The following is a 24,167-nucleotide window of genomic DNA, read 5'->3' as shown; positions in this document are numbered from 1 at the left end:
GTATGACTAAGAAAGACGAAAATTTTTTTGAGAAAAAAATGGACCGTCGAGAATTTCTAAAAAAAGCGGGTATTGGAGGTGCTGGACTAGCACTAGGTCTCTCCGGTGCCTCCGCTTTTTTAGCACCTAGGTTAGATAAGCAGGAAAAAATCTCGTACGGAAATGAAAAAATTGCTTTTTATGGCAAGCATCAAGCTGGGATTAGTACGCCCATGCAAAAAAATATCTATTTTGTCGTTTTGGACTTGCATACGACGGATAAGGATAAGATTATCCAGTTGTTCAAGGATTGGACGGATTATAGTGCCAAGTTGGTCGAGGGGGCATTGGTTAAAAAAGATGGTCAGAATGCCCTCTTGCCACCTAGCGATACGGGAGAAACCGTGGGGCTAAATCCTCATCGTTTAACGCTGACTTTTGGTGTGTCTGCTAGTTTCCTGAAAAAGATGAAATTAGAGCAAAAACGTCCTCAACTTTTTAAGGATTTACCTCCCTTCCCAAAAGAGCAACTACGTGAAAAATATACTGGGGGAGATATTGTTATCCAAGCCTGTGCAGATGACGAGCAAGTTGCTTTTCATGCTATTCGCAATCTTATCCGTAAAGGGAGAAATGCGGTGATTCTCCGTTGGAGCCAATCTGGTTTTGCTGCTATTGGAGATCGTCTGGAGACACCACGTAACCTTTTTGGTTTCAAGGATGGAACAGCTAATGTGACCAAAGAGAAGGATTTTGACCGAGTTGTCTGGGCTGATAGCAAGGACTGGATGGAAAATGGATCCTATATGGCCGTTCGCCGCATCCAAATGTTTCTCGATACTTGGGATCGAACCAATCTTGAAGAGCAAGAAAATACCTTTGGTCGCTACAAGGAAAGTGGGGCTCCCTTTGGTAAGAAGAATGAATTTGATGAAGTAGATTTAAGTCTTTTGCCAGATGATTCGCATGTTCGATTAGCCAAAGAGGTAGAGAAGCCACTCTTACGACGATCCTATTCATACTCAGATGGCATTGATGAAAAGACTGGACAATTTAACACGGGTTTACTCTTTATTTCTTTCCAAAAGGATCCAGATCATTTTGTCAAGGTTCAAACCAACCTCGGAGCTACAGACAAGATGAATGAGTATGTAACCCACATCGGTAGTGGTCTTTTTGCCTGCTTTGGTGGAGTAGAGAAAGGAGGCTATATTGGTCAGAAATTATTGGAAGACTAGTATTTGTTTCTTGACTTTGTCTTTTCTCTTGCTAGCTATCTTTCCTGTTAGTGCTAAGGAAAGTCTAAGTTCTTATTTTGTAAAGATTACGGATGCCTCTCAGGCTATAAAAAATGGAAATCAGTCACATGCTAAGGCTCTAGTTAGAGAAATGGCATCGGATTTTGAAAAAGTAGAACATGCTGATTCAGAAGCTGGAAAGGTTGTCAAGGAGAAACTTGCTCTGTCAGGAGAGATTAGTGAAGAAAATCTGACACAAATCTCTTCTGCCCTTCTAGCTTTTGAAAAAGAACAAAATCCGGTAGATCTTGATGCTGAAAAAGAAAAGCTTGTTAGTCGACTAAAACCACGTTTTGAGACTTTGGATAAGGCAATTTCTTCCAAAGACATAGAGCAAATTCGAGAAGCCTATAAAAAGATGAATTCCACTTGGACCATCAATGAAAGTGTGGTTCGTGACAATAGTACGGCCCATTATGGACTTGTTGAAACAGCTATCTCCTTCTTGCGTAGTAGCATAGAAACTGAGCCTACTGATTTTAACTCCATCCAGACTTCCTTTGAGGACTTAAAAAAGGCTATTAATGATTTTGTAACTGGAAAAGAAGTCGCAGAAGCATCCTCTGATTTAAGTCTCAAAGACGGTATTGCCCTTTTGAAGAAGGCTTTGGGACAATTTAAATCTGGAGATCAGACTGCAGGGGCAGCTACCATGAAAGAGTTTATCACAATTTGGCCAACAGTTGAAGGAACCGTTAGAACAACCAAACCTGCGCTCTACACCCGAGTGGAAAGCGAAACTCCTGTAATCATGGTCAAGGGAAGTGAGAAGGAATATCAAGAAAAATTAGAAAAACTGATTGCAGATTTATCACAAATTGATACCAGCGCAAGTTACAATTCCTTTGATGCTATGCTCATTCTCCTGAGAGAAGGGGTAGAGGCTCTCTTAATCGTCATGGCCTTGGTGACGACCTTGAAAGCAGCTAAGATGCGCAAAGGACTCAAGTGGGTATATGGTGGAGCACTATCAGGAATAGTTGCGAGTCTAGTGATTGCATTTATACTCCAAATTGCCTTTCCTGCTGTAACATCGGGGGCTAATCGTGAAATCATCGAAGGAGTTGTTGGGATTTTTGCGGTAGTGATGATGATTTTGATCGGAATCTGGCTTCACAGTAAATCCTCGGTCAAAAAATGGAATGACTTTATGGATTCCCAGATGAAAACGGTGACCAAGACAGGTTCATTCATTTCCATGTTTGCTCTAAGTTTTCTAGCTGTTTTTCGTGAAGGGGCAGAGACCATTCTTTTTTACGTAGGAATTTTACCGAGAATATCTCGTTTTGAGTTTATCCTAGGAATTTCTCTAGCTTTGTTAGTCTTACTGATTATTGCATTTCTGATGAACAAGGCGAGTCAATTCTTCCTACCTCATAAGGTCTTCTTCCTACTGACGTGGATGATTTATGCTCTTGCTTTCAAGATGCTAGGTGTTAGCCTACATGCTCTCCAGCTGACCAATATGGCACCTAACCACTTATTGCCAGGTTTCCCTACTATCGACCTCTTGGGCATCTATCCAAGTTGGGAAGGTTTAGGAAGTCAGCTAGTCTTTTTGATAATTGTTTTGGTTGTCACATTGAGACAGGGTGAAAAGTAGATGGATACAAAAGAATTGACAATTATTGAACATCTGGTAGAATTTAGAAAGAGATTCATTGCTGTTATAGCCTGCTTTTCTTTAGTCTTCTGTGGATCTTTATTGTTTGCAGATCAGCTTTACTATTATCTAACTCAGTCCTTTAATCAAAAGTTGATTGTATTAGGTCCAAATGATATTTTGTGGATTTATTTTCGTTTAGCGAGCCTAATGTCCTTTACTATTACGCTACCTTTTACAATTTATCAGATTTGGAGTTTTGTCAAACCAGGGTTGAAAATCGAAGAAGCAAGAGCAATCTTTGCCTATATTCCAGCTAGTTTTATTTGCTTTCTACTTGGATTAGCCTTTGGATTCTACTTTGTAACGCCTGCCTTACTTCAAGTGCTTTTAGGACTTGGGGAAGGATTATTTGAAACTCAATTAACAGCGCAGAACTACTTAGACTTTGTCTTCCAAACAACTATTCCTTTGGCTTTCATCTTTGAATTGCCAGTCATCATCGCTTTTTTAACGTCGATCGGCTTGATTGGACCAGGGCTCTTAGTTACCTATAGACGTTATGCCTACTTTATTTTATTGGTACTAGCTGTTATTTTGACACCAGCTGATTTTATTAGCGATCTAGCCATGACAATTCCTTTAATCTCGCTCTATGAGCTTAGTATTGTAATTAGCAAGAGGATAATAAAGAAAAAAATGAAAGGAGAAAAGAATGGGAATCTTACGTGATATCGGTGCTCCAGGATTGATTATCATCGTTCTAGGTGCGCTCTTAATCTTTGGACCAAAACGTTTACCAGAACTGGGTGAATCAATTGGTAAAATGCTGTCTGAGTTTAAAAAGGCAGTTAAAGGAGCTGGTGACCAAGATCAGGAAAAGTAACCTATTCCATAATCATACATAAAAACAAGAAAGTTAGGAACTGTAGCTGTGTAGACAAATTTGAACAGTTTCCTAGCTTATTTTTGTATTCTAAAAAATGTGTTTAAGTTTTCTTTAAGGTTTGTATTATATTCTAAAGAACTATATGTTAACCGAACGTTAAACGGAGAATATAGAGGATAATCTATTTTTATTTCTTAATCTGTTATGATATTTCCAGATTTAGTTACAAATTGTTCACTTTTTACGTTAAATAGTGTGTTAGTTCAACTAAATGGTGCTCTATCTTTTCTTCATGATGGAGGCAGATTATGATATAATAGATGGTAATGAGTTTTTAGAATAAACTAAAGGAGAACATAAATGATCTATGCAGGAATCCTAGCCGGAGGAACTGGCACACGCATGGGAATCAGTAATTTACCAAAACAATTCCTGGAGTTGGGTGATCGACCTATTTTGATCCACACAATTGAAAAATTCGTCTTAGAACCAAGTATTGAAAAAATTGTGGTTGGAGTTCATGGAGATTGGGTCTCTCATGCTGAGGACTTGGTTGACAAGTATCTTTCTCTCCACAAGGATCGTATCATCATTACCAAGGGTGGTGCTGATCGCAATACCAGTATTGAGAAGATTATAGAAGCCATTAATGCCTACCGTCCAATCACTCCAGAAGATATTGTGATTACCCACGACTCTGTTCGCCCCTTTATCACACTTCGCATGATTCAGGACAATATCAAACTGGCCCAAAATCATGATGCGGTTGACACAGTAGTAGAAGCGGTTGATACCATTGTTGAAAGCACCAATGGTCAGTTTATCACTGATATTCCAAATCGTGCTCATCTTTATCAAGGTCAAACACCTCAAACCTTCCGTTGCAAGGATTTCATGGATTTGTATGGTTCCCTATCTGATCAAGAAAAGGAAATCCTAACGGATGCATGTAAGATTTTTGTTATAAAAGGGAAAGACGTTGCCCTAGCTAAAGGGGAATATTCAAACCTTAAAATCACAACTGTGACGGACTTGAAAATCGCGAAAAGCATGATTGAGAAAGACTAAGGCTATGATTAATCAAATTTATCAACTGACCAAACCAAAGTTTATCAATGTAAAATACCAAGAAGAGGACATTGATCAGGAAAATCATATCCTGATTCGTCCAAATTATATGGCGGTTTGTCATGCGGATCAACGTTACTATCAAGGGAAGCGTGATCCAAAGATATTGGCTAAAAAACTTCCTATGGCGATGATTCACGAGTCTTGTGGAACTGTTATTTCAGATCCAACTGGGACTTACAAAGTCGGTCAAAAGGTAGTTATGATTCCAAATCAACCGCCTATGCAGAGTGACAAAGAGTTCTACGAAAACTACATGACTGGAACTTACTTCCTATCTAGTGGTTATGATGGTTTTATGAGAGAATTTGTCTCTCTACCAAAAGATCGTGTTGTGTCTTATAATGACATTGAGGACACAGTTGCTGCCATTACCGAGTTTGTGAGTGTGGGTATGCATGCGATGGATCGTTTCTTAAATCTTGCCCACAGCAAACGAGAGCGAATCGCTGTTATTGGAGATGGTAGTTTGGCTTTTGTGGTTGCCAATATTATCAATTACACTCTACCAGAAGCAGAGATTATCGTCATTGGCCGTCATTGGGAAAAACTAGAACTCTTCTCTTTTGCAAAAGAGTGCTACATTACTGATAATATTCCGGAGGATTTGACCTTTGATCATGGATTTGAGTGTTGTGGTGGTGATGGTACAGGCCCAGCTATCAATGATTTGATTCGTTACATTCGACCTCAGGGAACGATTCTCATGATGGGAGTGAGCGAGTACAAGGTTAATATCAATACGCGAGACTCTTTAGAAAAAGGTTTATTATTGGTCGGTTCGTCTCGATCTGGACGGATTGATTTTGAAAATGCAATACAGATGATGGAAGTTAAAAAGTTTGCAAATCGTCTGAAAAATATCCTTTATGTTGAAGACCCAGTGAGAGAAATCAAGGACATTCATCGTGTCTTTGCTACAGACCTAAATACTGCTTTCAAAACAGTGTTTAAGTGGGAAGTGTAAGAGATGGAGGCTAATTGTGGAGAAAATCATCAAAGAAAAAATTTCTTCTTTACTATCTGAAGAAGAGGAAGTCCTCAGCGTTGAACAACTGGGAGGCATGACCAACCAAAACTATTTGGCCAAGACAACCAATAAGCAGTATATCGTTAAATTTTTCGGAAAAGGGACCGAAAAGCTCATCAATCGTCAAGATGAAAAATACAATCTTGAATTGTTGAAAGATTTGGATCTTGATGTCAAGAATTATCTTTTTGATATTGAGTCAGGAATCAAGGTAAATGAGTACATTGATTCTGCCACAACGCTTGATTCCACTTCAATTAAGACCAAGTTTGAAAAGATTGTCCCGATTTTACAGACCATTCATGCATCAGGTAAAGAACTAAGAGGGGAATTTGCACCTTTTGAAGAAATAAAAAAATACGAATCCTTGATTGAGGGAAATATCCCTTACGCCAATTATGAAGCTGTGAGAAAAGAAGTATTCTTGCTAGAGAAAAGATTGGCTGATTTGGGTGTTGACAGAAAGTCTTGTCATATCGATTTGGTTCCAGAAAACTTTATCGAGTCACCTCAAGGTCGCTTGTATTTGATTGACTGGGAATACTCTTCCATGAATGATCCAATGTGGGACTTGGCAGCTCTCTTTTTGGAGTCTGAATTTACAAAGCAAGAGGAAGATGATTTCCTTTCCTACTATGAAAGTGACAAAACGCCTGTATCACGTGAGAAGATTCGTATCTATAAAATCTTGCAAGATACTATCTGGAGTTTGTGGACAGTGTACAAAGAAGCTCAAGGGGCTGATTTTGGAGATTACGGTGTCAATCGTTACCAAAGAGCTGTCGAAGGTTTGACTTATTATGGAGGTTAGGATGAAGAATAAAAATGGTGTTTCCTTTGGTCTGCTCTCTGGTATCTTCTGGGGATTAGGTCTAACAATTAGTGCTTATATCTTTTCAATTTTTACAAATCTTTCACCTTTTGTGGTGGCTGCTGCTCATGATTTCTTGAGTATCTTTATCTTGTTAGCTTTTCTTTTGGTAAAAGAAAGAAAAGTTCGTCTCTCGATTTTCTTAAATATTCGAAATGTCAGTGTAATTATCGGTGCTTTACTAGCAGGACCTATTGGTATGCAAGCCAATCTTTATGCAGTTAAGTATATAGGTAGTTCACTTGCGTCTTCAGTATCAGCTATCTATCCAGCAGTTTCAGTTTTGCTAGCCTTCTTCATTTTGAAACACAAGGTTTCAAAGAATACAGTATTCGGTGTTTTCTTGATTATTGCAGCGATCATTGCTCAAACCTACAAGGTTGAACAAGTAAACTCGTTTTACATTGGAATTCTTTGTGCCCTTGTCTGTGCCATCGCCTGGGGAAGTGAAAGTGTTCTTAGTTCCTACGCCATGGAAAGTGACTTGAGTGAAATTGAAGCACTATTAATCCGCCAAGTAACCTCATTCTTGTCATACCTTGTCATTGTCCTCTTTTCTCACCATTCATTTGTAGAAGTGGCAGATGGGCAATTGCTCGGTTTGATGTTAGTCTTTGCAGCATGTAATATGATTTCATACTTAGCTTACTATATTGCTATCAACCGTTTACAACCTGCAAAAGCAACTGGATTAAACGTAAGCTATGTCGTATGGACAGTATTGTTCTCAGCAATGCTTTTAGGTACACCACTCGATATGGTGACCATTATTACATCGCTTGTTGTTATGGCTGGTGTTTATATTATTATTAAAGAATAAAGGAGAATAGCGTGAAAGCAATTATCTTGGCAGCGGGGTTGGGAACTCGTCTGCGCCCTATGACTGAAAATACCCCTAAAGCCTTGGTTAAGGTCAACCAAAAACCTTTGGTAGAATACCAAATTGAATTTTTGAAAGAGCGTGGAATTGATGAGATTATCATTGTTGTCGGCTATCTCAAAGAACAATTTGACTACCTAAAAGAAAAATATGGTGTTCGTTTAGTCTTTAATGACAAGTACGCAGATTACAACAATTTTTACTCACTTTATCTCGTTAAAGAAGACTTAGCTAACAGCTATGTCATTGATGCGGATAACTATCTCTTCAAGAATATGTTTAGAAACGATCTAGAACGTTCTACCTATTTCAGTGTTTATCGTGAAGACTGTACAAACGAATGGTTCCTAGTTTATGGTGATGACTATAAGGTTCAAGATATCATTGTTGACAGTAAGGCAGGCCGTATTTTGAGTGGTGTATCATTCTGGGATGCTCCAACTGCAGAGAAGATTGTTGGCTTTATTGACAAAGCTTATGAAAGTGGAGAATTTGTTGATCTCTACTGGGACAATATGGTTAAAGATAACATTAAAGAACTAGATGTATATGTAGAAGAATTAGAAGGCAATAGCATCTATGAAATCGATAGTGTCAAAGACTATCAAAAACTAGAAGAGATTTTATCTTCTATTAACTAAGTAATCCCAAAAAAGAAGGCTGAGCCTTCTTTTTTTGTAGTTGAAATGGAGGGGTGTTTGATATTGATTGTATTTATCAAACAAAACACAATTTATAAAAAAATGAACAAAATAAAACAAAAAATCATTGACAACGATTTCATATAGTGTTATACTTATAGCATAAAAGTTAATTGAAAGAAGGGAAAACGTTATGGGATTAGATCATTTCTTTGACAAAGACCTCGTGTTTTGCTTAGAAGCGGATAATCAAGAACAACTCTTTGATCAGGTAGCAACCCTGTTGGAAGAACGAGAAATTGTAACTCCAACTTATCGTGAAGCCTTGATCACGCGTGAAAAGTCATTTCCAACTGGCTTAGATATGGAATTTCTGGGCAAGGATTTGCCAAATGTAGCGATTCCTCATACAGATATTGTTCATAATCTAGCTGAAAAAGTGGTGGTTGTTCGACTAGAAAAACCGGTAACTTTTCACAATATGATTGCTCCTGATAAGGAAGTAGCAGTATCCCTACTCTTCTTTATCATTAACAATTCAAGTTCGAGTCAAACCAATATTCTTGCTCAGTTGATGGACTTCTTTACTGGAAATGGTCACTTAGAAGATCTGGCAAAAATTTCTGAACCAGAAGCTCTCTACACTTACATTTCTGAAGCAACTGCTTAAATCGTACATTAAAATTACTAAATCGGAGGAAATCCTAATGATTAAAATTCTTGCTGCCTGCGGTGCAGGTGTTAACTCAAGTCACCAAATTAAAAGTGCTCTAGAAGAAGAACTTTCAAACCGTGGTTATGATGTTCACTGTGATGCCGTCATGGTGAAAGATGTAAACGAAGACCTTATCAAGGGCTACGATATCTTTACACCAATCGCTGCAACTGACCTTGGTTTTGAACCTGGTATTCCAGTAATTGAAGCTGGACCAATCTTGTTCCGTATTCCAGCAATGAGCGCTCCAGTATTTGACAATATTGAAGCAGCTATCAAAGAACACGGACTAAGCTAATTTATTCTTTATCTTGTTAACATTCATATAACTAAAAAAACGGGAGGAACTATTATGGATGTCATTATCGAACTAGCCAATAAGATTTTCAAGCCAGTCTTGGAAATGGGTGGTCCTATCATCATGCTGATCATCTTGACAGTATTGGCCTTACTATTTGGAGTGAAATTCTCCAAAGCGCTTGAAGGTGGTATTAAACTTGCCATCGCCCTTACTGGTATCGGTGCCATCATCGGTATGCTCAACGGAGCTTTCTCAGCATCACTTGCGAAATTCGTTGAAAACACAGGTATTCAGTTAAACATCACTGACGTTGGTTGGGCACCACTTGCTACGATTACTTGGGGATCTGCCTGGACACTTTACTTCTTGCTTGTGATGTTGATTGTCAACGTTGTGATGCTTGCAATGAAGAAAACGGACACACTTGACGTTGATATCTTTGATATCTGGCACTTGTCAATCACTGGTCTTTTGATTAAATGGTATGCAGACAACAACGGTGTAAGCCAAGGGGTTTCACTCTTCATCGCAACTGCAGCAGTTGTCCTTGTAGGTATTTTGAAAATCATCAACTCTGATTTGATGAAACCAACTTTCGACGACCTTCTTAATGCACCAAGTTCATCACCAATGACTTCAACTCACATGAACTACATGATGAACCCAGTTATCATGGTCTTGGATAAAATCTTTGATAAAGTATTGCCTGGTCTCGATAAATATGACTTTGACGCTGCAAAATTGAACAAAAAAATCGGTTTCTGGGGATCTAAATTCTTTATCGGTTTCATCCTTGGTATTGTTATTGGTTTGATGGGGACTCCACACCCAGTTGCTGGAGTAGAAGGAGCTGATAAATGGGAACTTGTTATTAAAGGTTGGTTGAGCCTTGGTTTGACTGCCGGTGTAGCTTTGGAACTCTTCTCACTTATCGGATCATGGTTCATCGCAGCCGTAGAACCACTCTCACAAGGTATTACAAACGTTGCTACTAAACGTCTTCAAGGACGTAAATTCAACATCGGTCTTGACTGGCCTTTCATCGCTGGTCGTGCTGAAATCTGGGCTTGTGCTAACGTACTTGCTCCAATCATGCTAGTAGAAGCTGTGCTTCTTTCAAACGTCGGTAATGGTATCTTGCCACTTGCAGGTATCATCGCTATGGGTGTGACTCCAGCTCTCTTGGTTGTTACACGTGGTAAATTGCTCCGTATGATTATCTTCGGAACACTCTTGTTGCCTCTCTTCCTTCTTTCTGGTACTCTTATCGCTCCATTTGCAACTGAACTTGCTAAAGGTGTAGGTGCCTTCCCAGAAGGTGTGAGCCAAACTCAATTGATCACTCACTCAACTCTTGAAGGACCAATTGAAAAACTATTTGGTTGGGCAATCGGTAATGCTACAACAGGTGATATCAAAGCAATCCTTGGTGCAGCAGTCTTCCTTGTATTCTATGTAGGTATCTTTGCTTGGTATAGAAAACAAATGATCAAACGTAACGAAGAATACGCAGCAAATGCTAAATAATTCGCTCCTATAAAATGTAAATTGTGAAAACTAGGTTGTTAATTTCCTACATTGGGAGTGACAACCTAGTTTTTCGTATAAAAATCTAAAAATAGTTGGAGAATATTATGGTAATTGAAATCAAATCAGATCAGTTAACGGTTCAGTTTAAAACCTTAGGTGGCGCCTTGTCGTCAATCAAGGACCGAGAAGGCATTGAGTATTTGTGGCAAGGTGATGCCACTTACTGGAGTGGACAAGCCCCAGTACTTTTTCCAATCTGCGGCTCTTTAAGAGAAGATACAGCCTTCTACAGTCATGAAGATGGAACGGAGACGAAAGGAAACATTCCTCGTCACGGTTTGGTCCGTAAAAAAGAATTTGAATTAGTTGATCAAACAGAAAACAGCGTAACCTTTGCTATCGAAGATGATGTGAATACTTATCAAAACTACCCTTATCATTTCCGTCTTGAAATCACTTATAAGGTTACTGGCAAGACAGTTCGTACTCAATACAAGATTTTCAATAAAGAAACCAGCAAGGTCCTGCCATACTTTATTGGTGGACATCCAGGCTTTAATTGCCCTCTACTAGATGGCGAAACTTATGAAGATTACTATTTAGAGTTTGAGAAAGAAGAGACTTGCTCTGTTCCACGTCCTTTCCCAGAAACAGGAATGTTAGACTTCCAAGATAGAAGTCCATGGTTGGATTCACAAAAGGAAGTGGCCCTCAGTTATGATCTGTTTAGTGTTGATGCAGTGACTTTGGATGAGTTGCAATCTAAAACAATTGCCCTTCGTTCTCGTAAGCATGAGAAGGGATTAAAAGTACACTTCCAAGAGTTTTCAAATCTCATCATTTGGTCAACTTTGAATAAGGGACCATTCATTGCATTTGAACCTTGGTCTGGATTATCTACATCTCTTGAAGAAGGAGATCATTTAGAAGATAAGAAAAACGTTCGTCTCTTGGAAGCTGGTCAAGTAGATCAGATTGGCTTTGATATTGAAATATTTTAGTTAAAAAACCACAAAAACAAACATTTACTGTTGACTTTTTATAAAAATAGGAGTATATTATGTTTGTAAGCAACAAATGATGTTTGTAACAAACAAACAATCACTTGTTATATTCTCTTTCGAGGAGAAAGTTTGTTTCCAGGAACTTGATATCCTAGACTTGGATAAGCTATCGAACAGCTTATTCAATTAAGTTGTCAATAAACTGCTAGAAAGTCTTTTGTACTTATAATACTAGTTATAAAGTCTTTACTGGCCTAGAAAAATAAAAAGGAGTATACAATATGTCTATTGTTATCGGTGCAGATGCTGCAGGTTTAAGATTGAAAGAAGTTGTGAAAGACTTCCTAGAAAAAGAAAACTTCCACGTAGTGGATGTTACAGCAGAAGGCCAAGACTTTGTCGATGTGACTCTTGCAGTTGCTGCAGAAGTGAACAAAGAAGAACAAAATCTTGGTATCGTGATTGACGCTTATGGTGCTGGTCCTTTCATGGTTGCAACAAAAATCAAAGGAATGGTTGCTGCAGAAGTATCTGACGAACGTTCAGCTTATATGACTCGTGGTCACAACAACTCACGTATGATCACTATGGGTGCACAACTTGTTGGTGATGAATTGGCTAAAAACATTGCTAAAGGTTTTGTTCATGGTAAATACGACGGTGGTCGTCACCAAATTCGTGTCGATATGTTGAACAAAATGTGCTAATACTCTTCAAAAATCAAGATAATCTGTTGTCAGCTCACTTTAGCTAACCTCAGTTATGCTTGCAGCTCGCTTCCTAAGCTAATCTTGATTTTTATTGAGTAAGGATAAATGATATTAGATTTATATAATTAATCGGAGGGAATAACTAATGAGAATTGCAATTGGATGTGACCACATCGTAACAGATGAAAAAATGGCGGTTTCAGAATTTTTGAAATCAAAGGGATATGAAGTCATCGACTTTGGTACCTATGACCACACACGTACTCACTACCCAATCTTTGGTAAAAAAGTTGGTGAAGCCGTTACAAGCGGTCAAGCTGATCTTGGGGTATGTATCTGTGGTACTGGTGTTGGTATCAACAACGCTGTAAATAAAGTTCCAGGAGTTCGTTCTGCCTTGGTTCGTGATATGACAACAGCTCTTTATGCAAAAGAACAATTGAATGCTAACGTTATCGGTTTTGGTGGTAAGATCACTGGTGAATTGCTCATGTGCGACATCATTGAAGCTTTCATCAATGCTGAATACAAACCATCAGAAGAAAACAAAAAATTGATTGCGAAAATTGAGCACGTTGAAACTCACAATGCTCATCAAGCAGATGCAAACTTCTTTACAGAATTCCTTGAAAAATGGGATCGCGGTGAATACCACGACTAAGAGGTGACGCATGATTTTAACAGTCACAATGAATCCATCCATTGATATTTCTTATCCTTTGGATGAATTAAAAATTGACACTGTCAACCGTGTGGTGGACGTGACCAAGACAGCTGGTGGTAAAGGTCTCAATGTTACACGAGTTCTTTCAGAATTTGGTGATTCTGTTGCTGCTACTGGTTTGGTCGGTGGTAAACTTGGTGAGTTTTTAGTAGAGCATATCGATGATAAAGTAACGAAACGTTTCTTCTCGATTCAAGGAGAGACTCGTAACTGTATCGCTATTCTACACGGTGAAAACCAAACAGAAATCCTTGAAAAAGGTCCCGAAGTTCTTGAACAAGAAGGGCAAGATTTCTTGGCTCATTTCGAAAATCTCCTTGACACTGTGGAAGTAGTCGCTATCTCAGGTAGTCTGCCAGCTGGGCTTCCAGTTGACTATTATGCAAGCTTAGTAGAACTTGCTAATCAAGCAGGCAAACCAGTTGTTCTAGACTGCTCAGGTGCAGCTCTTCAGGCTGTCCTTGAATCACCACACAAACCAACAGTTATTAAACCAAATAACGAAGAATTGTCTCAGCTTCTTGGGAAAGAAGTTTCTGAGGATTTGGATGAATTAAAAGAAGTTCTTCAAGAGCCTCTATTTGCAGGGATTGAGTGGATTATCGTGTCACTTGGTGCAAATGGTGCTTTTGCAAAACATGGTGACACTTTCTACAAAGTAGATATTCCTAGAATTCAAGTTGTCAATCCTGTTGGATCTGGTGATTCTACTGTGGCAGGGATTTCATCAGGACTTCTTCATAAGGAATCGGATGCAGAACTCCTCATCAAGGCAAATGTCCTTGGTATGCTTAATGCTCAAGAAAAAATGACAGGTCATGTGAATATGGCCAACTATCAAGCTCTATATGATCAATTAATAGTAAAAGAGGTATAAAATGGCTTTAACAGAACAAAAACGTGCACGCTTAGAAAAACTCTCTGACGAGAACGGCATTATCTCAGCCCTTGCCTTTGACCAACGTGGTGCTTTGAAACGCCTCATGGCTCAATACCAAACAGAAGAACCAACAGTGGCTCAAATGGAAGAACTCAAAGTCTTGGTTGCAGATGAATTGACTAAATACGCTTCTTCTATGCTTCTTGACCCAGAGTATGGTCTTCCAGCTACTAAAGCCCTTGATCCAAATGCCGGCCTTCTCCTAGCTTATGAGAAAACTGGCTATGACACAACTAGCACTAAACGCTTGCCTGACTGCTTGGATGTTTGGTCTGCAAAACGCATCAAAGAACAAGGCGCTGACGCTGTCAAATTCTTGCTTTACTATGACGTAGACAGCGCTGACGAACTAAACCAACAAAAACAAGCCTATATCGAACGCATCGGTTCAGAGTGTGTGGCAGAAGACATTCCTTTCTTCCTTGAGATCTTGGCTTACGATGAAAAGATTGCTGATGCAGGTTCAGCAGAATACGCAAAAGTGAAGCCACACAAGGTTATTGGTGCTATGAAGGTCTTCTCAGACCCACGCTTTAACATCGATGTCTTGAAAGTAGAAGTTCCAGTCAATGTGAAATACGTTGAAGGATTTGGTGAAGGTGAAATCGTGCATACACGTGAAGAAGCGGCAGCTTTCTTCAAAGCGCAAGACGAAGCAACAAATCTTCCTTACATCTACTTAAGTGCAGGTGTATCAGCTAAACTCTTCCAAGAAACCCTTGTCTTTGCTCACGAATCAGGCGCAAACTTCAACGGTGTTCTTTGCGGCCGTGCAACTTGGGCTGGATCAGTTGAAGCCTACATCAAAGATGGTGAGGCAGCAGCTCGTGAATGGCTACGCACAACTGGATTTGAGAACATTGACGAACTCAACAAAGTTCTTCAAACAACAGCGACTTCATGGACTGAACGTGTATAAGTTTTCCCCCCTAATCTTAGGAACATTGATCTAAATAAAAATTTTAAAAAAAGTTGAATGTAAAGGTTTACAAAAAAACTGACTTGTGCTATACTTAAATCACAAGTTAATACAAGGTGAGTGTTACTAAGTAATATTAGGCATGATCACAGGTGAATTAGAAATCAAAGGATTTTCTAGTTCATTTGTGGTCATTTTTTATACTCATATACCTTTAAGATATAAAAGGAGGTTGACATGTATCGAATTCTAAACCCAATGAATCACAATGTCTCGCTTGTCAGAAATGACAAAGGAGAAGAGGTGATTGTGATTGGTAAGGGGATTGCATTTGGGAAAAAGAAGGGGGATTTGATTGCTGAAGAACAAGTTGAGAAAATCTTTCGGATGAAGACAGAAGAGTCCAGAGAAAATTTTATGGCTCTCCTCAAAGATGTTCCGCTGGATTTTATCACAGTGACTTATGAAATCATTGATAAGCTATCAAAGAAATATCATTATCCGATTCAAGAGTATCTCTACGTAACCTTGACAGATCATATTTACTGTTCTTATCAAGCTCTAGCACAAGGAAGGTACAAGGATAGCAATCTGCCAGATATTTCTGCCAAGTATCCTATCGCTTTTCAAATCGCAAAGGAAGCTTTTGAAATCTATCGTCAGAAGTTGACAGATCATTTCCCGGAGGATGAAATTATTCGGATTGCTTATCATTTCATTAATGCCGAAGGTGAAAATGAAGTGGAACTTGTGGAGTCGATTGATAAGAGGAAAGAAATTCTCAGGAATGTCGAAGAAGTACTAAAGAGTTATGCAATTCAACGAACCAAAGAGAATAATCATTTCTATGATCGTTTTATGATTCATTTGAATTATTTCTTGGATTATTTAGACAGATCTAGAGATGATAACCAATCACTTCTGGATATGGAAGATCATATTAAACAATCCTATCCAAAAGCGTTCGAGATTGGTTCCAAGATCTATGATGTGATTACGCAATATACGGGTCTTGATTTGTATAAAAGTGAACGAGTTTATCTAGTTCTACATATCCAACGTTTATTGTCATAAAAATTTAATTAAAAATACATAAGGAGAATTCTATCATGAATAGAGAAGAAGTAACATTGTTAGGTTTTGAAATTGTTGCCTATGCTGGCGATGCTCGATCAAAACTATTGGAAGCCTTGAAGGCTGCTGAAGCTGGTGATTTCGCGAAAGCGGATACTCTCGTGGAGGAAGCAGGTGGTTGCATCGCGGAGGCACACCACGCGCAAACAAGTCTATTGACTAAGGAAGCAGCTGGTGAGGACTTAGCTTATAGTGTAACCATGATGCATGGCCAAGACCACTTGATGACAACTATCTTGTTAAAAGACTTGATGCACCATTTAATCGAACTCTACAAGAGAGGAGTTAAGTAATGAACAAACTAATTTCATTTATCGAGAAAGGAAAACCTTTCTTTGAAAAACTGTCTCGTAATATCTATCTTCGTGCTATTCGTGATGGTTTCATTGCAGGGATGCCTGTTATTCTCTTCTCAAGTATCTTTATCTTGATTGCTTTTGTACCAAACTCATGGGGCTTTAAATGGTCTGATGATGTTGTTAATCTCCTCATGAAACCTTATAGCTATTCAATGGGGATTCTAGCTCTCTTGGTAGCTGGCACAACAGCTAAGTCATTGACCGACTCAGTAAACCGTAGCATGGAAAAAACCAATCAAATCAACTATATGTCAACATTGTTGGCAGCGATTGTTGGTTTGTTGATGTTGGCAGCTGATCCGATTGAAGGTGGCTTTGCGACAGGTTTCCTTGGGACAAAAGGTTTGCTTTCGGCCTTTCTTGCTGCCTTTGTAACCGTAGCTATCTATAAGGTTTGTGTTAAGAACAACGTCACTATTCGCATGCCTGACGAAGTTCCACCAAATATCTCACAAGTCTTTAAAGATGTGATTCCATTCACTCTATCAGTGGTTTCTCTTTATGCTCTTGATTTACTAGCTCGTCATTTTGTTGGTGCAAGTGTAGCTGAATCAATCGGTAAATTCTTTGCACCATTATTCTCTGCTGCTGATGGTTATCTAGGTATTACCATTATCTTTGGTGCCTTTGCCTTCTTCTGGTTTGTTGGTATCCATGGTCCATCTATCGTTGAACCAGCAATCGCAGCTATTACCTATGCAAATGCTGAAGTCAACTTGAACCTTCTCCAACAAGGTATGCACGCTGACAAGATTCTTACTTCTGGTACACAAATGTTTATCGTTACCATGGGTGGTACTGGTGCGACACTGGTTGTTCCATTCATGTTCATGTGGTTAACAAAATCAAAACGTAACCGTGCAATCGGACGTGCGTCTGTTGTTCCAACATTCTTTGGAGTAAACGAACCAATCCTGTTTGGTGCGCCACTTGTCTTGAACCCAATTTTCTTTATTCCATTTATCTTTGCTCCAATCGCAAACGTATGGATCTTTAAATTCTTTATTGAAACGCTTGGCATGAACTCATTTACTGCCAACCTTCCTTGGACAACACCAGGTCCGCTCGGTATTGTTCTCGGTACAAACTTCCAATTCTTGTCATTTGTACTTGCTGCTTTGTTAATCCTTGTTGACGTAGCCATCTACTATCCATTCCTCAAGGTTTATGATGAACAAATTCTTGAAGAAGAACGTTCCGGTAAAGCCAATGATGAATTGAAAGAAAAAGTAGCAGCAAACTTCAATACTGCTAAAGCAGATGCTATTCTTGAAAAAGCAGGTGTAGAAGCAACGCAAAACACAATCACAGAAGAAACAAATGTTCTCGTTCTCTGTGCAGGAGGAGGTACAAGTGGTCTCCTCGCAAATGCTTTAAATAAAGCAGCGGAAGAATATAAAGTTCCTGTCAAGGCAGCAGCTGGTGGCTATGGAGCTCACCGTGAAATGTTGCCTGAGTTTGATCTGGTTATCCTTGCTCCTCAAGTTGCTTCTAACTTTGAAGACATGAAAGCAGAAACCGACAAACTTGGTATCAAACTTGCCAAGACAGAAGGTGGCCAATACATTAAATTGACTCGCGATGGAAAAGGCGCTCTTGCATTCGTACAAGCTCAATTTGAACAATAAAATTTTAGAAGTGAGATGGAGAATTAAGCCTCACTAGCCTCCTCTCCATCTTATTTCTTTTTAATTGAAAGGTGAAATACATGTCAAAAACATTACCAAAAGACTTTATTTTCGGTGGCGCAACAGCTGCCTATCAAGCAGAAGGTGCTACACATACTGATGGTAAAGGACCAGTAGCGTGGGATAAATATCTTGAAGATAACTACTGGTACACTGCAGAACCAGCCAGTGATTTCTATCACAAATACCCAGTTGACCTCAAACTTGCAGCAGAGTATGGTGTCAATGGTATCCGTATTTCAATCGCTTGGTCACGTATCTTTCCAACTGGTTATGGGAAGGTTAATGACAAGGGGGTTGAGTTCTATCATAATCTATTTGCAGAGTGCCACAAACGCCATGTTGAGCCCTTCGTGACTCTCCATCACTTTGATACGCCAGAAGCTCTACATTCAAATGGAGACTTCTTAAACCGTGAAAACATTGAACACTTTGTAGACTATGCGGCTTTCTGTTTTGAAGAATTCCCAGAAGTAAACTATTGGACAACCTTTAATGAAATTGGGCCAATTGGTGATGGTCAATACTTGGTTGGGAAATTCCCTCCAGGTATTCAGTACGACCTTGCCAAAGTATTTCAATCTCACCACAATATGATGGTTTCTCATGCGCGTGCAGTCAAGCTATATAAAGATAAAGGATGTAAAGGTGAAATTGGTGTGGTTCATGCCCTGCCTACTAAATATCCTCTAGATCCTGAAAATCAAGCAGATGTTCGCGCTGCTGAGCTGGAAGATATCATCCACAATAAATTTATCTTGGATGCAACTTATCTTGGACGCTATTCAGATGAAACGATGGAAGGCGTCAACCATATTTTATCCGTCAATGGTGGTAGCTTAGATCTTCGTGAAGAAGATTTCACAGCATTAGAAGCTGCAAAAGACTTGAACGACTTCCTTGGAATCAACTACTATATGAGTGACTGGATGGAAGCCTTTGATGGAGAAACTGAAATTATCCATAATGGTAAAGGTGAGAAAGGAAGCTCTAAGTACCAAATCAAAGGTGTTGGTCGTCGTGTAGCTCCTGATTATGTACCACGTACGGATTGGGATTGGATTATCTACCCTCAAGGTTTGTATGACCAAATCATGCGTGTGAAGAAAGATTATCCTAACTACAAGAAGATTTACATTACTGAAAATGGTCTCGGCTATAAAGATGAGTTTGTTGATAACACTGTTTACGATGATGGTCGTATTGATTACGTGAAGCAACACTTGGAAGTTTTGTCTGATGCGATTGCAGATGGAGCTAATGTAAAAGGATACTTCATCTGGTCATTGATGGATGTCTTCTCATGGTCAAACGGCTATGAAAAACGTTACGGTCTCTTCTATGTTGATTTTGAAACCCAGGAGCGTTATCCTAAGAAATCAGCTCACTGGTACAAGAAACTAGCTGAGACACAACTTATTGAATAAAATTCAACAAAAATTCCCCGCCAAAAGGCAGGGGAATTTTTATGGTTTTGATAAAAGAATGGTTGTTTGTTTCGACAAATCTTCAAATGTTTCCTGACTCAGTTTGGAATCTGAAACGATGGTATCAATCTCTGAGATATTGTAGAAAGTGTAAAAATCAAACTTATTAAACTTGCTGTGGTCTGCCAGTAAGTATTTTTTATTGGCATTGTTCAAGGCGATTCGTTGAACCTCGCCCTCTTCTTCACTGAAAGTAGCAATAGCTTTATCCTTGATACCATTACAACTTACAAAAGCTTTAGAAAACTGAAGATTGGCTAAATCCTGCAGGGTAAGTGTTCCCACAAAAGCTCCAGTGATAGAGCGATAATTTCCACCAATCAAAATCAAATCTGTTAGTTTTCGTTCGTTTAGGATGAGAAAAACAGGAAGGCTGTTTGTTACAACACGAATATTATCTATAGGGAGCTCGCGAGCAAAACATTCTAAGGTTGTTCCTGGCCCGATAAAAATAGTTTCACCTTCGTCAATCAAATGACCTGCAAAACGGCTAATTTCTTGTTTTTCAGCAATCTGCAAACCTTGTTTTTCGACGTTTGAGCGTTCGTTGTTTAAGAGAGAACCTGTACGAAGTTTTTCAGCGCCACCGTGCACACGAACCAGCAAATCCTTATCTGCCAATTCTTGTAAGTAGCGACGGGCTGTCATATCTGACACATCAAGACTCTCCATAATCTCTTTTACAGTAATAGTGCCTTTTGTGTTTACTGCTTCTAGAATACTATCTAGTTTTTCTTGCTTTAGCATCCTTATCACCTCGATTTCTACTATTATTATCTTACCATAAAACGCTCAATCAATCAAATAGAAAAAAAACAAAATAAAACAAAAACAAAAATATCATGGTTGTTTTAAACAAACCATGATATTTTGAATGATTGGTCAAATTAGTCTAAACCGTAGTTGTAGTCCTCGTCTTGCATGGCTTCAACTTCACCAAGGAGGTAACCATTTCCGACTTGAGAGAAGAAGTCGTGGTTAGAAGTTCCTGTTGAAATACCGTTCATAACGATTGGGTTGACATCATCAGCTGAATCTGGGAAGAGTGGATCTTGTCCTAGGTTCATAAGAGCCTTATTGGCATTGTAACGAAGGAAGGTTTTAACTTCTTCGGTCCAACCAACACCGTCATAGAGACTTTCTGTATAACCTTCTTCGTTCTCATAGAGGGTATAGAGCAGGTCGTACATCCACTCTTTGAGCTTTTCTTGCTCTTCTTCAGGTAATTCATTGAAACCAAGTTGGAATTTGTAACCAATGTAAGTTCCGTGAACAGACTCATCACGAATGATCAGTTTGATGATTTCCGCAACGTTGGCCAATTTGTTGTTACCGAGATAGTAGAGTGGGGTGAAGAAACCAGAGTAGAAGAGGAAGGTTTCAAGGAAGACACTGGCAACTTTCTTTTCTAGTGGGCTACCATTGAGGTAGATTTCATTGATAATTTCTGCTTTTCTTTGTAGGTAGGGATTAGTGTTGGTCCATTCAAAGATTTCTTCAATTTCAGCCTTGGTATTCAAGGTTGAAAAGATAGAAGAGTAAGATTTTGCGTGGACAGATTCCATAAACTGGATGTTGTTGAAAACAGCTTCCTCATGCGGTGTACGGATGTCCGAGCGAAGTGCTTGAACCCCTGTTTCAGATTGCATGGTATCCAAAAGGGTCAAACCACCAAAGACTTTTCCAACCAAGTCTTTTTCTTTGTTTGATAGTTTTCTCCAGTCGTCTAGGTCATTTGACAAGGGAATACGCGTATCGAGCCAGAATTGCTCTGTCAGTTTTTCCCAAGTTGATTTGTCGATGACATCTTCGATAGCATTCCAGTTAATGGCTTTGTAGTAAGTTTCCATGTTTATAATCTCTCGTTTTTTTGAATTCTTTTTTGAGACAAATACTTTCCTGCTACTGAACTACCTTTTCGTAGTGCATCAGAAGCGATTGTATTAGTTTCGTTTTCTAAATTTTCTTTATCTTTTTTAAGATCTGAGATTCTCTTTTTATCTTGTGAGTGTAACTTATTTAAAACAGAGTTTTTAAATCTCAAACTATCATTTTCTTTTTTTGTTTTACTGAATCCAAACATATACTTCTCCTAATTTGAAAAGTTAAGCTATAAATTTGAACAATTTAGAATAAAAAATTAAATCACACAGCTTTCACATTGGTTAGCACCAACTTCCCCACCGTCGTCTGTAAAGGTACGGACGTAGTAAATGGACTTGATTCCCTTGTTAAAGGCATAGTTACGAAGAATAGACAAATCACGTGTCGTTTGTTTGTTTTCTTTCTTCCATTCGTAAAGACCTTTTGGAATGTCACTACGCATGAAGAGAGTGAGCGAAAGCCCTTGGTCCACGTGCTCTGTTGCAGCAGCATAAACATCAATCACCTTACGCATATCCATGTCGTAAGCAGAAGTGTAGTAAGGGATAGTATCTGTTGACAAACCTGCAGCAGGATAGTAGATTTTACCGATTTTCTTCTCTTGACGTTCTTCGATACGTTGTGTAATCGGGTGGATAGAAGCAGAAACGTCGTTGATGTAGCTGATAGAACCATTTGGAGCAACAGCTAGACGGTTTTGATGGTAAAGTCCATCTGCTTGAACCTTTTCGCGAAGTTCAGTCCAATCAGTAGCACTTGGAATAAAGACATCTTTAAAGAGTTCTTTAACACGGTCTGATTTTGGAACAAACTCGCCTGTCACATACTTGTCAAAGTAGCTACCGTTAGCATAGTCTGATTTTTCAAAGTTGTGGAAGGTAATACCACGTTCGCGAGCGATATTGTTTGACTCCACTAAGGTCCAGTAGTTCATAAGCATAAAGTAGATGCTTGTAAATTCAATTGACTCAGGTGATCCGTACTCAATCAGTTGTTGCGCAAGGTAGCTATGAAGTCCCATGGCACCAAGACCAAAGGTGTGAGCCAAACTGTTTCCGTGGTCGATAGTAGGGACAGCTACGATGTGTGAACTATCTGTAACGAAAGTAAGGGCACGAACCATAGCACGAATAGAACGACCAAAGTCAGGTGAAGTCATCATGTTGACCACGTTGGTTGAACCAAGGTTACATGAAACGTCCGTTCCCATTTGAAGGAATTCTTGAGCATCGTTGATTAAGCTTGGTTCTTGAACTTGAAGAATCTCAGAACACAAGTTACTCATGATAATCTTTCCATCAACAGGATTTGCACGGTTAGCCGTATCAATGTTGACGACATAAGGGTAACCAGATTCTTGTTGCAATTTAGAGATTTCAGTTTCCAAATCACGCGCCTTGATTTTTGTCTTGCGGATATTTGGATTTGCGACCAATTCATCGTATTTTTCAGTGATGTCGATGTAGTTGAACGGTACACCATACTCAAGCTCTACAGAGTATGGGCTGAAGAGGTACATTTCTTCATTTTTACGAGCCAATTCGTAGAACTTATCGGGTACTACAACACCAAGTGAGAGGGTCTTAACACGAACCTTTTCATCGGCATTTTCTTTCTTAGTTGAAAGGAAAGCGATGATATCTGGGTGAAAGACATTGAGGTAGACAACCCCAGCACCTTGACGCTGACCCAATTGGTTAGAGTAAGAGAAACTGTCTTCGAAGAGTTTCATAACTGGTACGACACCAGAAGCAGCACCTTCATAACCTTTGATAGGAGCTCCGGCTTCACGAAGGTTGCTGAGGGAAATTCCCACACCACCACCGATACGTGAAAGTTGAAGGGCAGAGTTGATGGAACGTCCGATAGAGTTCATATCATCCGTCACTTGGATCAAGAAGCAAGATACCAACTCTCCACGACGCGCACGACCAGCATTCAAGAAGGAAGGAGTAGCAGGTTGGTAGCGTTGGTGGATGATTTCATTAGCAATATCAGTCGCAATCGCTTCATCCCCGTCAGCAAAATAAAGTGCGTTAAAGAAGACACGGTCTTCCATACTTTCAAGATAGTATTCACCGTCGTTAGTCTTCAAGGCATACTGGTTGTAAAACTTATAGGCAGCCATGAATGATTTGAATTGGAAGTTTTGGTCCTTGATAAATTGATGCAATTCTTCCAAAAACTCTGGACGGTATTTCTTAAGAAATGCAGTTTCAATGTAGTTGTGTTCAATGAGGTAGTTGATTTTATCAGTAATTGAATCAAAAACCATTGTATTTGGAACCACATTTTCTTTAAAGAAGGCATCCAAGGCTTCCTTATCTTTATGAAGCATGATTTGTCCATTAACAGGACGGTTGATTTCGTTATTGAGACGGAAGTAAGTTACGTCCTCAAGATGTTTTAATCCCATAAAATTTCCTTTATCTAATTACAAAAGAAAGGCCTCT

General features: G+C 39.1%; 25 protein-coding genes. 21 read left to right on the top strand and 4 right to left on the bottom strand.

Going from position 1 to position 24,167, the window contains the following annotated elements:
• Nucleotides 1–2: 2 nt before the first annotated feature.
• The 21 genes from efeB (at nucleotide 3) to lacG (ending at nucleotide 19,770) form a co-directional block, all read left to right on the top strand.
• Nucleotides 3–1,217, top strand: a complete 1,215-nt coding sequence (efeB, locus tag ADI74_RS05660) for an iron uptake transporter deferrochelatase/peroxidase subunit (protein WP_049537622.1) — start codon at nucleotides 3–5, stop codon at nucleotides 1,215–1,217.
• A complete protein-coding gene (locus ADI74_RS05655; protein ID WP_049537620.1) occupies nucleotides 1,192–2,880 on the top strand; it encodes an FTR1 family protein in 1,689 nt (562 codons plus the stop codon). Before efeB ends, ADI74_RS05655 begins: the two co-directional genes overlap by 26 nt.
• Nucleotides 2,881–3,612, top strand: a complete 732-nt coding sequence (gene tatC / locus ADI74_RS05650; RefSeq protein WP_049537618.1) for a twin-arginine translocase subunit TatC — start codon at nucleotides 2,881–2,883, stop codon at nucleotides 3,610–3,612.
• Nucleotides 3,596–3,766, top strand: coding sequence for a twin-arginine translocase TatA/TatE family subunit (locus tag ADI74_RS05645; protein ID WP_000512108.1), 171 nt, complete (start codon nucleotides 3,596–3,598; stop codon nucleotides 3,764–3,766). The genes tatC and ADI74_RS05645 overlap by 17 nt, the downstream gene beginning before the upstream one ends.
• Before the next feature lie 363 nt (nucleotides 3,767–4,129).
• Nucleotides 4,130–4,837, top strand: coding sequence for an IspD/TarI family cytidylyltransferase (locus tag ADI74_RS05640; RefSeq protein ID WP_000638516.1), 708 nt, complete (start codon nucleotides 4,130–4,132; stop codon nucleotides 4,835–4,837).
• Nucleotides 4,838–4,841: 4 nt separating this feature from the next.
• Complete coding sequence (locus ADI74_RS05635; protein WP_049537616.1) at nucleotides 4,842–5,864, top strand: ribitol-5-phosphate dehydrogenase; 1,023 nt, start codon at nucleotides 4,842–4,844, stop codon at nucleotides 5,862–5,864.
• Between the two features lie 16 nt (nucleotides 5,865–5,880).
• On the top strand, nucleotides 5,881–6,738 hold the full coding sequence (locus ADI74_RS05630) for a phosphotransferase family protein (protein WP_049537614.1): 858 nt from the start codon (nucleotides 5,881–5,883) through the stop codon (nucleotides 6,736–6,738).
• A 1-nt stretch (nucleotide 6,739) separates the two neighbouring features.
• Nucleotides 6,740–7,618, top strand: coding sequence for a DMT family transporter (locus ADI74_RS05625; RefSeq protein WP_049537612.1), 879 nt, complete (start codon nucleotides 6,740–6,742; stop codon nucleotides 7,616–7,618).
• A gap of 11 nt (nucleotides 7,619–7,629) precedes the next feature.
• Complete coding sequence (locus tag ADI74_RS05620; RefSeq protein WP_049537611.1) at nucleotides 7,630–8,319, top strand: CTP--phosphocholine cytidylyltransferase; 690 nt, start codon at nucleotides 7,630–7,632, stop codon at nucleotides 8,317–8,319.
• A 193-nt stretch (nucleotides 8,320–8,512) separates the two neighbouring features.
• Nucleotides 8,513–8,989, top strand: coding sequence for a PTS sugar transporter subunit IIA (locus ADI74_RS05615; RefSeq protein WP_000521966.1), 477 nt, complete (start codon nucleotides 8,513–8,515; stop codon nucleotides 8,987–8,989).
• A 37-nt stretch (nucleotides 8,990–9,026) separates the two neighbouring features.
• Entirely contained in the window at nucleotides 9,027–9,332 is a 306-nt protein-coding gene (locus ADI74_RS05610) for a PTS sugar transporter subunit IIB (protein WP_000590551.1), read from the top strand.
• A 54-nt stretch (nucleotides 9,333–9,386) separates the two neighbouring features.
• Entirely contained in the window at nucleotides 9,387–10,862 is a 1,476-nt protein-coding gene (locus tag ADI74_RS05605) for a PTS galactitol transporter subunit IIC (protein WP_049478022.1), read from the top strand.
• Nucleotides 10,863–10,969: 107 nt separating this feature from the next.
• Entirely contained in the window at nucleotides 10,970–11,866 is an 897-nt protein-coding gene (locus tag ADI74_RS10825; protein WP_080980361.1) for an aldose 1-epimerase family protein, read from the top strand.
• 284 nt (nucleotides 11,867–12,150) lie between these two features.
• Nucleotides 12,151–12,576, top strand: coding sequence for a galactose-6-phosphate isomerase subunit LacA (gene lacA / locus ADI74_RS05595; protein WP_049537609.1), 426 nt, complete (start codon nucleotides 12,151–12,153; stop codon nucleotides 12,574–12,576).
• Nucleotides 12,577–12,724: 148 nt separating this feature from the next.
• Nucleotides 12,725–13,240 (top strand): galactose-6-phosphate isomerase subunit LacB, encoded by a 516-nt coding sequence (gene lacB / locus ADI74_RS05590; protein ID WP_001216921.1) that lies wholly within the window; start codon nucleotides 12,725–12,727, stop codon nucleotides 13,238–13,240.
• A 10-nt stretch (nucleotides 13,241–13,250) separates the two neighbouring features.
• Complete coding sequence (locus ADI74_RS05585; RefSeq protein ID WP_042902323.1) at nucleotides 13,251–14,180, top strand: tagatose-6-phosphate kinase; 930 nt, start codon at nucleotides 13,251–13,253, stop codon at nucleotides 14,178–14,180.
• A 1-nt stretch (nucleotide 14,181) separates the two neighbouring features.
• Complete coding sequence (lacD, locus tag ADI74_RS05580; protein ID WP_042902322.1) at nucleotides 14,182–15,162, top strand: tagatose-bisphosphate aldolase; 981 nt, start codon at nucleotides 14,182–14,184, stop codon at nucleotides 15,160–15,162.
• A gap of 237 nt (nucleotides 15,163–15,399) precedes the next feature.
• On the top strand, nucleotides 15,400–16,236 hold the full coding sequence (locus ADI74_RS05575) for a PRD domain-containing protein (protein WP_049537608.1): 837 nt from the start codon (nucleotides 15,400–15,402) through the stop codon (nucleotides 16,234–16,236).
• A gap of 35 nt (nucleotides 16,237–16,271) precedes the next feature.
• A complete protein-coding gene (locus ADI74_RS05570; RefSeq protein ID WP_001078327.1) occupies nucleotides 16,272–16,589 on the top strand; it encodes a PTS lactose/cellobiose transporter subunit IIA in 318 nt (105 codons plus the stop codon).
• Entirely contained in the window at nucleotides 16,589–18,283 is a 1,695-nt protein-coding gene (locus tag ADI74_RS05565; RefSeq protein WP_049537607.1) for a lactose-specific PTS transporter subunit EIIC, read from the top strand. Before ADI74_RS05570 ends, ADI74_RS05565 begins: the two co-directional genes overlap by 1 nt.
• An 80-nt stretch (nucleotides 18,284–18,363) precedes the next feature.
• The gene (lacG, locus tag ADI74_RS05560; RefSeq protein WP_042902320.1) at nucleotides 18,364–19,770 is read left to right on the top strand and encodes a 6-phospho-beta-galactosidase; all 1,407 of its coding nucleotides are present in this window, start codon (nucleotides 18,364–18,366) and stop codon (nucleotides 19,768–19,770) included.
• A gap of 39 nt (nucleotides 19,771–19,809) precedes the next feature.
• Here lacG and ADI74_RS05555 read toward each other — a convergent pair whose 3' ends face one another.
• From ADI74_RS05555 to nrdE, 4 genes are all read right to left on the bottom strand, one after another.
• Complete coding sequence (locus tag ADI74_RS05555) at nucleotides 19,810–20,577, bottom strand: DeoR/GlpR family DNA-binding transcription regulator (RefSeq protein WP_042902319.1); 768 nt, start codon at nucleotides 20,575–20,577, stop codon at nucleotides 19,810–19,812.
• Nucleotides 20,578–20,717: 140 nt separating this feature from the next.
• Nucleotides 20,718–21,680, bottom strand: coding sequence for a class 1b ribonucleoside-diphosphate reductase subunit beta (gene nrdF, locus ADI74_RS05550; protein ID WP_000451378.1), 963 nt, complete (start codon nucleotides 21,678–21,680; stop codon nucleotides 20,718–20,720).
• Between the two features lie 2 nt (nucleotides 21,681–21,682).
• A complete protein-coding gene (locus ADI74_RS05545) occupies nucleotides 21,683–21,913 on the bottom strand; it encodes a hypothetical protein (protein WP_049537606.1) in 231 nt (76 codons plus the stop codon).
• Between the two features lie 57 nt (nucleotides 21,914–21,970).
• Entirely contained in the window at nucleotides 21,971–24,130 is a 2,160-nt protein-coding gene (nrdE, locus tag ADI74_RS05540) for a class 1b ribonucleoside-diphosphate reductase subunit alpha (protein ID WP_044020835.1), read from the bottom strand.
• Nucleotides 24,131–24,167 lie beyond the last annotated feature (37 nt).

Origin of the sequence: Streptococcus pseudopneumoniae (assembly GCF_001074565.1) — a bacterium.
Classification (GTDB): Bacteria; Bacillota; Bacilli; order Lactobacillales; family Streptococcaceae; genus Streptococcus; species Streptococcus pseudopneumoniae_J.
Note: the sequence above shows the minus strand (reverse complement) of the source record. Positions and strands in the feature narration are given on the sequence as shown.

Bases quoted from the DNA above. Each gene is read 5' to 3' on its own strand.
- ADI74_RS05640 (WP_000638516.1), top strand. From the start codon at position 4,130: ATGATCTATGCAGGAATCCTAGCCGGAGGAACTGGCACACGCATGGGA.
- nrdE (WP_044020835.1), bottom strand. From the start codon at position 24,130: ATGGGATTAAAACATCTTGAGGACGTAACTTACTTCCGTCTCAATAAC.
- lacB (WP_001216921.1), top strand. From the start codon at position 12,725: ATGAGAATTGCAATTGGATGTGACCACATCGTAACAGATGAAAAAATG.
- ADI74_RS05575 (WP_049537608.1), top strand. From the start codon at position 15,400: ATGTATCGAATTCTAAACCCAATGAATCACAATGTCTCGCTTGTCAGA.
- lacG (WP_042902320.1), top strand. From the start codon at position 18,364: ATGTCAAAAACATTACCAAAAGACTTTATTTTCGGTGGCGCAACAGCT.
- ADI74_RS05635 (WP_049537616.1), top strand. From the start codon at position 4,842: ATGATTAATCAAATTTATCAACTGACCAAACCAAAGTTTATCAATGTA.
- ADI74_RS05555 (WP_042902319.1), bottom strand. From the start codon at position 20,577: ATGCTAAAGCAAGAAAAACTAGATAGTATTCTAGAAGCAGTAAACACA.
- ADI74_RS05625 (WP_049537612.1), top strand. From the start codon at position 6,740: ATGAAGAATAAAAATGGTGTTTCCTTTGGTCTGCTCTCTGGTATCTTC.
- ADI74_RS10825 (WP_080980361.1), top strand. From the start codon at position 10,970: ATGGTAATTGAAATCAAATCAGATCAGTTAACGGTTCAGTTTAAAACC.
- lacA (WP_049537609.1), top strand. From the start codon at position 12,151: ATGTCTATTGTTATCGGTGCAGATGCTGCAGGTTTAAGATTGAAAGAA.
- ADI74_RS05570 (WP_001078327.1), top strand. From the start codon at position 16,272: ATGAATAGAGAAGAAGTAACATTGTTAGGTTTTGAAATTGTTGCCTAT.
- ADI74_RS05585 (WP_042902323.1), top strand. From the start codon at position 13,251: ATGATTTTAACAGTCACAATGAATCCATCCATTGATATTTCTTATCCT.
- ADI74_RS05645 (WP_000512108.1), top strand. From the start codon at position 3,596: ATGGGAATCTTACGTGATATCGGTGCTCCAGGATTGATTATCATCGTT.
- nrdF (WP_000451378.1), bottom strand. From the start codon at position 21,680: ATGGAAACTTACTACAAAGCCATTAACTGGAATGCTATCGAAGATGTC.
- ADI74_RS05615 (WP_000521966.1), top strand. From the start codon at position 8,513: ATGGGATTAGATCATTTCTTTGACAAAGACCTCGTGTTTTGCTTAGAA.
- ADI74_RS05565 (WP_049537607.1), top strand. From the start codon at position 16,589: ATGAACAAACTAATTTCATTTATCGAGAAAGGAAAACCTTTCTTTGAA.
- efeB (WP_049537622.1), top strand. From the start codon at position 3: ATGACTAAGAAAGACGAAAATTTTTTTGAGAAAAAAATGGACCGTCGA.
- ADI74_RS05605 (WP_049478022.1), top strand. From the start codon at position 9,387: ATGGATGTCATTATCGAACTAGCCAATAAGATTTTCAAGCCAGTCTTG.
- ADI74_RS05610 (WP_000590551.1), top strand. From the start codon at position 9,027: ATGATTAAAATTCTTGCTGCCTGCGGTGCAGGTGTTAACTCAAGTCAC.
- tatC (WP_049537618.1), top strand. From the start codon at position 2,881: ATGGATACAAAAGAATTGACAATTATTGAACATCTGGTAGAATTTAGA.
- ADI74_RS05545 (WP_049537606.1), bottom strand. From the start codon at position 21,913: ATGTTTGGATTCAGTAAAACAAAAAAAGAAAATGATAGTTTGAGATTT.
- lacD (WP_042902322.1), top strand. From the start codon at position 14,182: ATGGCTTTAACAGAACAAAAACGTGCACGCTTAGAAAAACTCTCTGAC.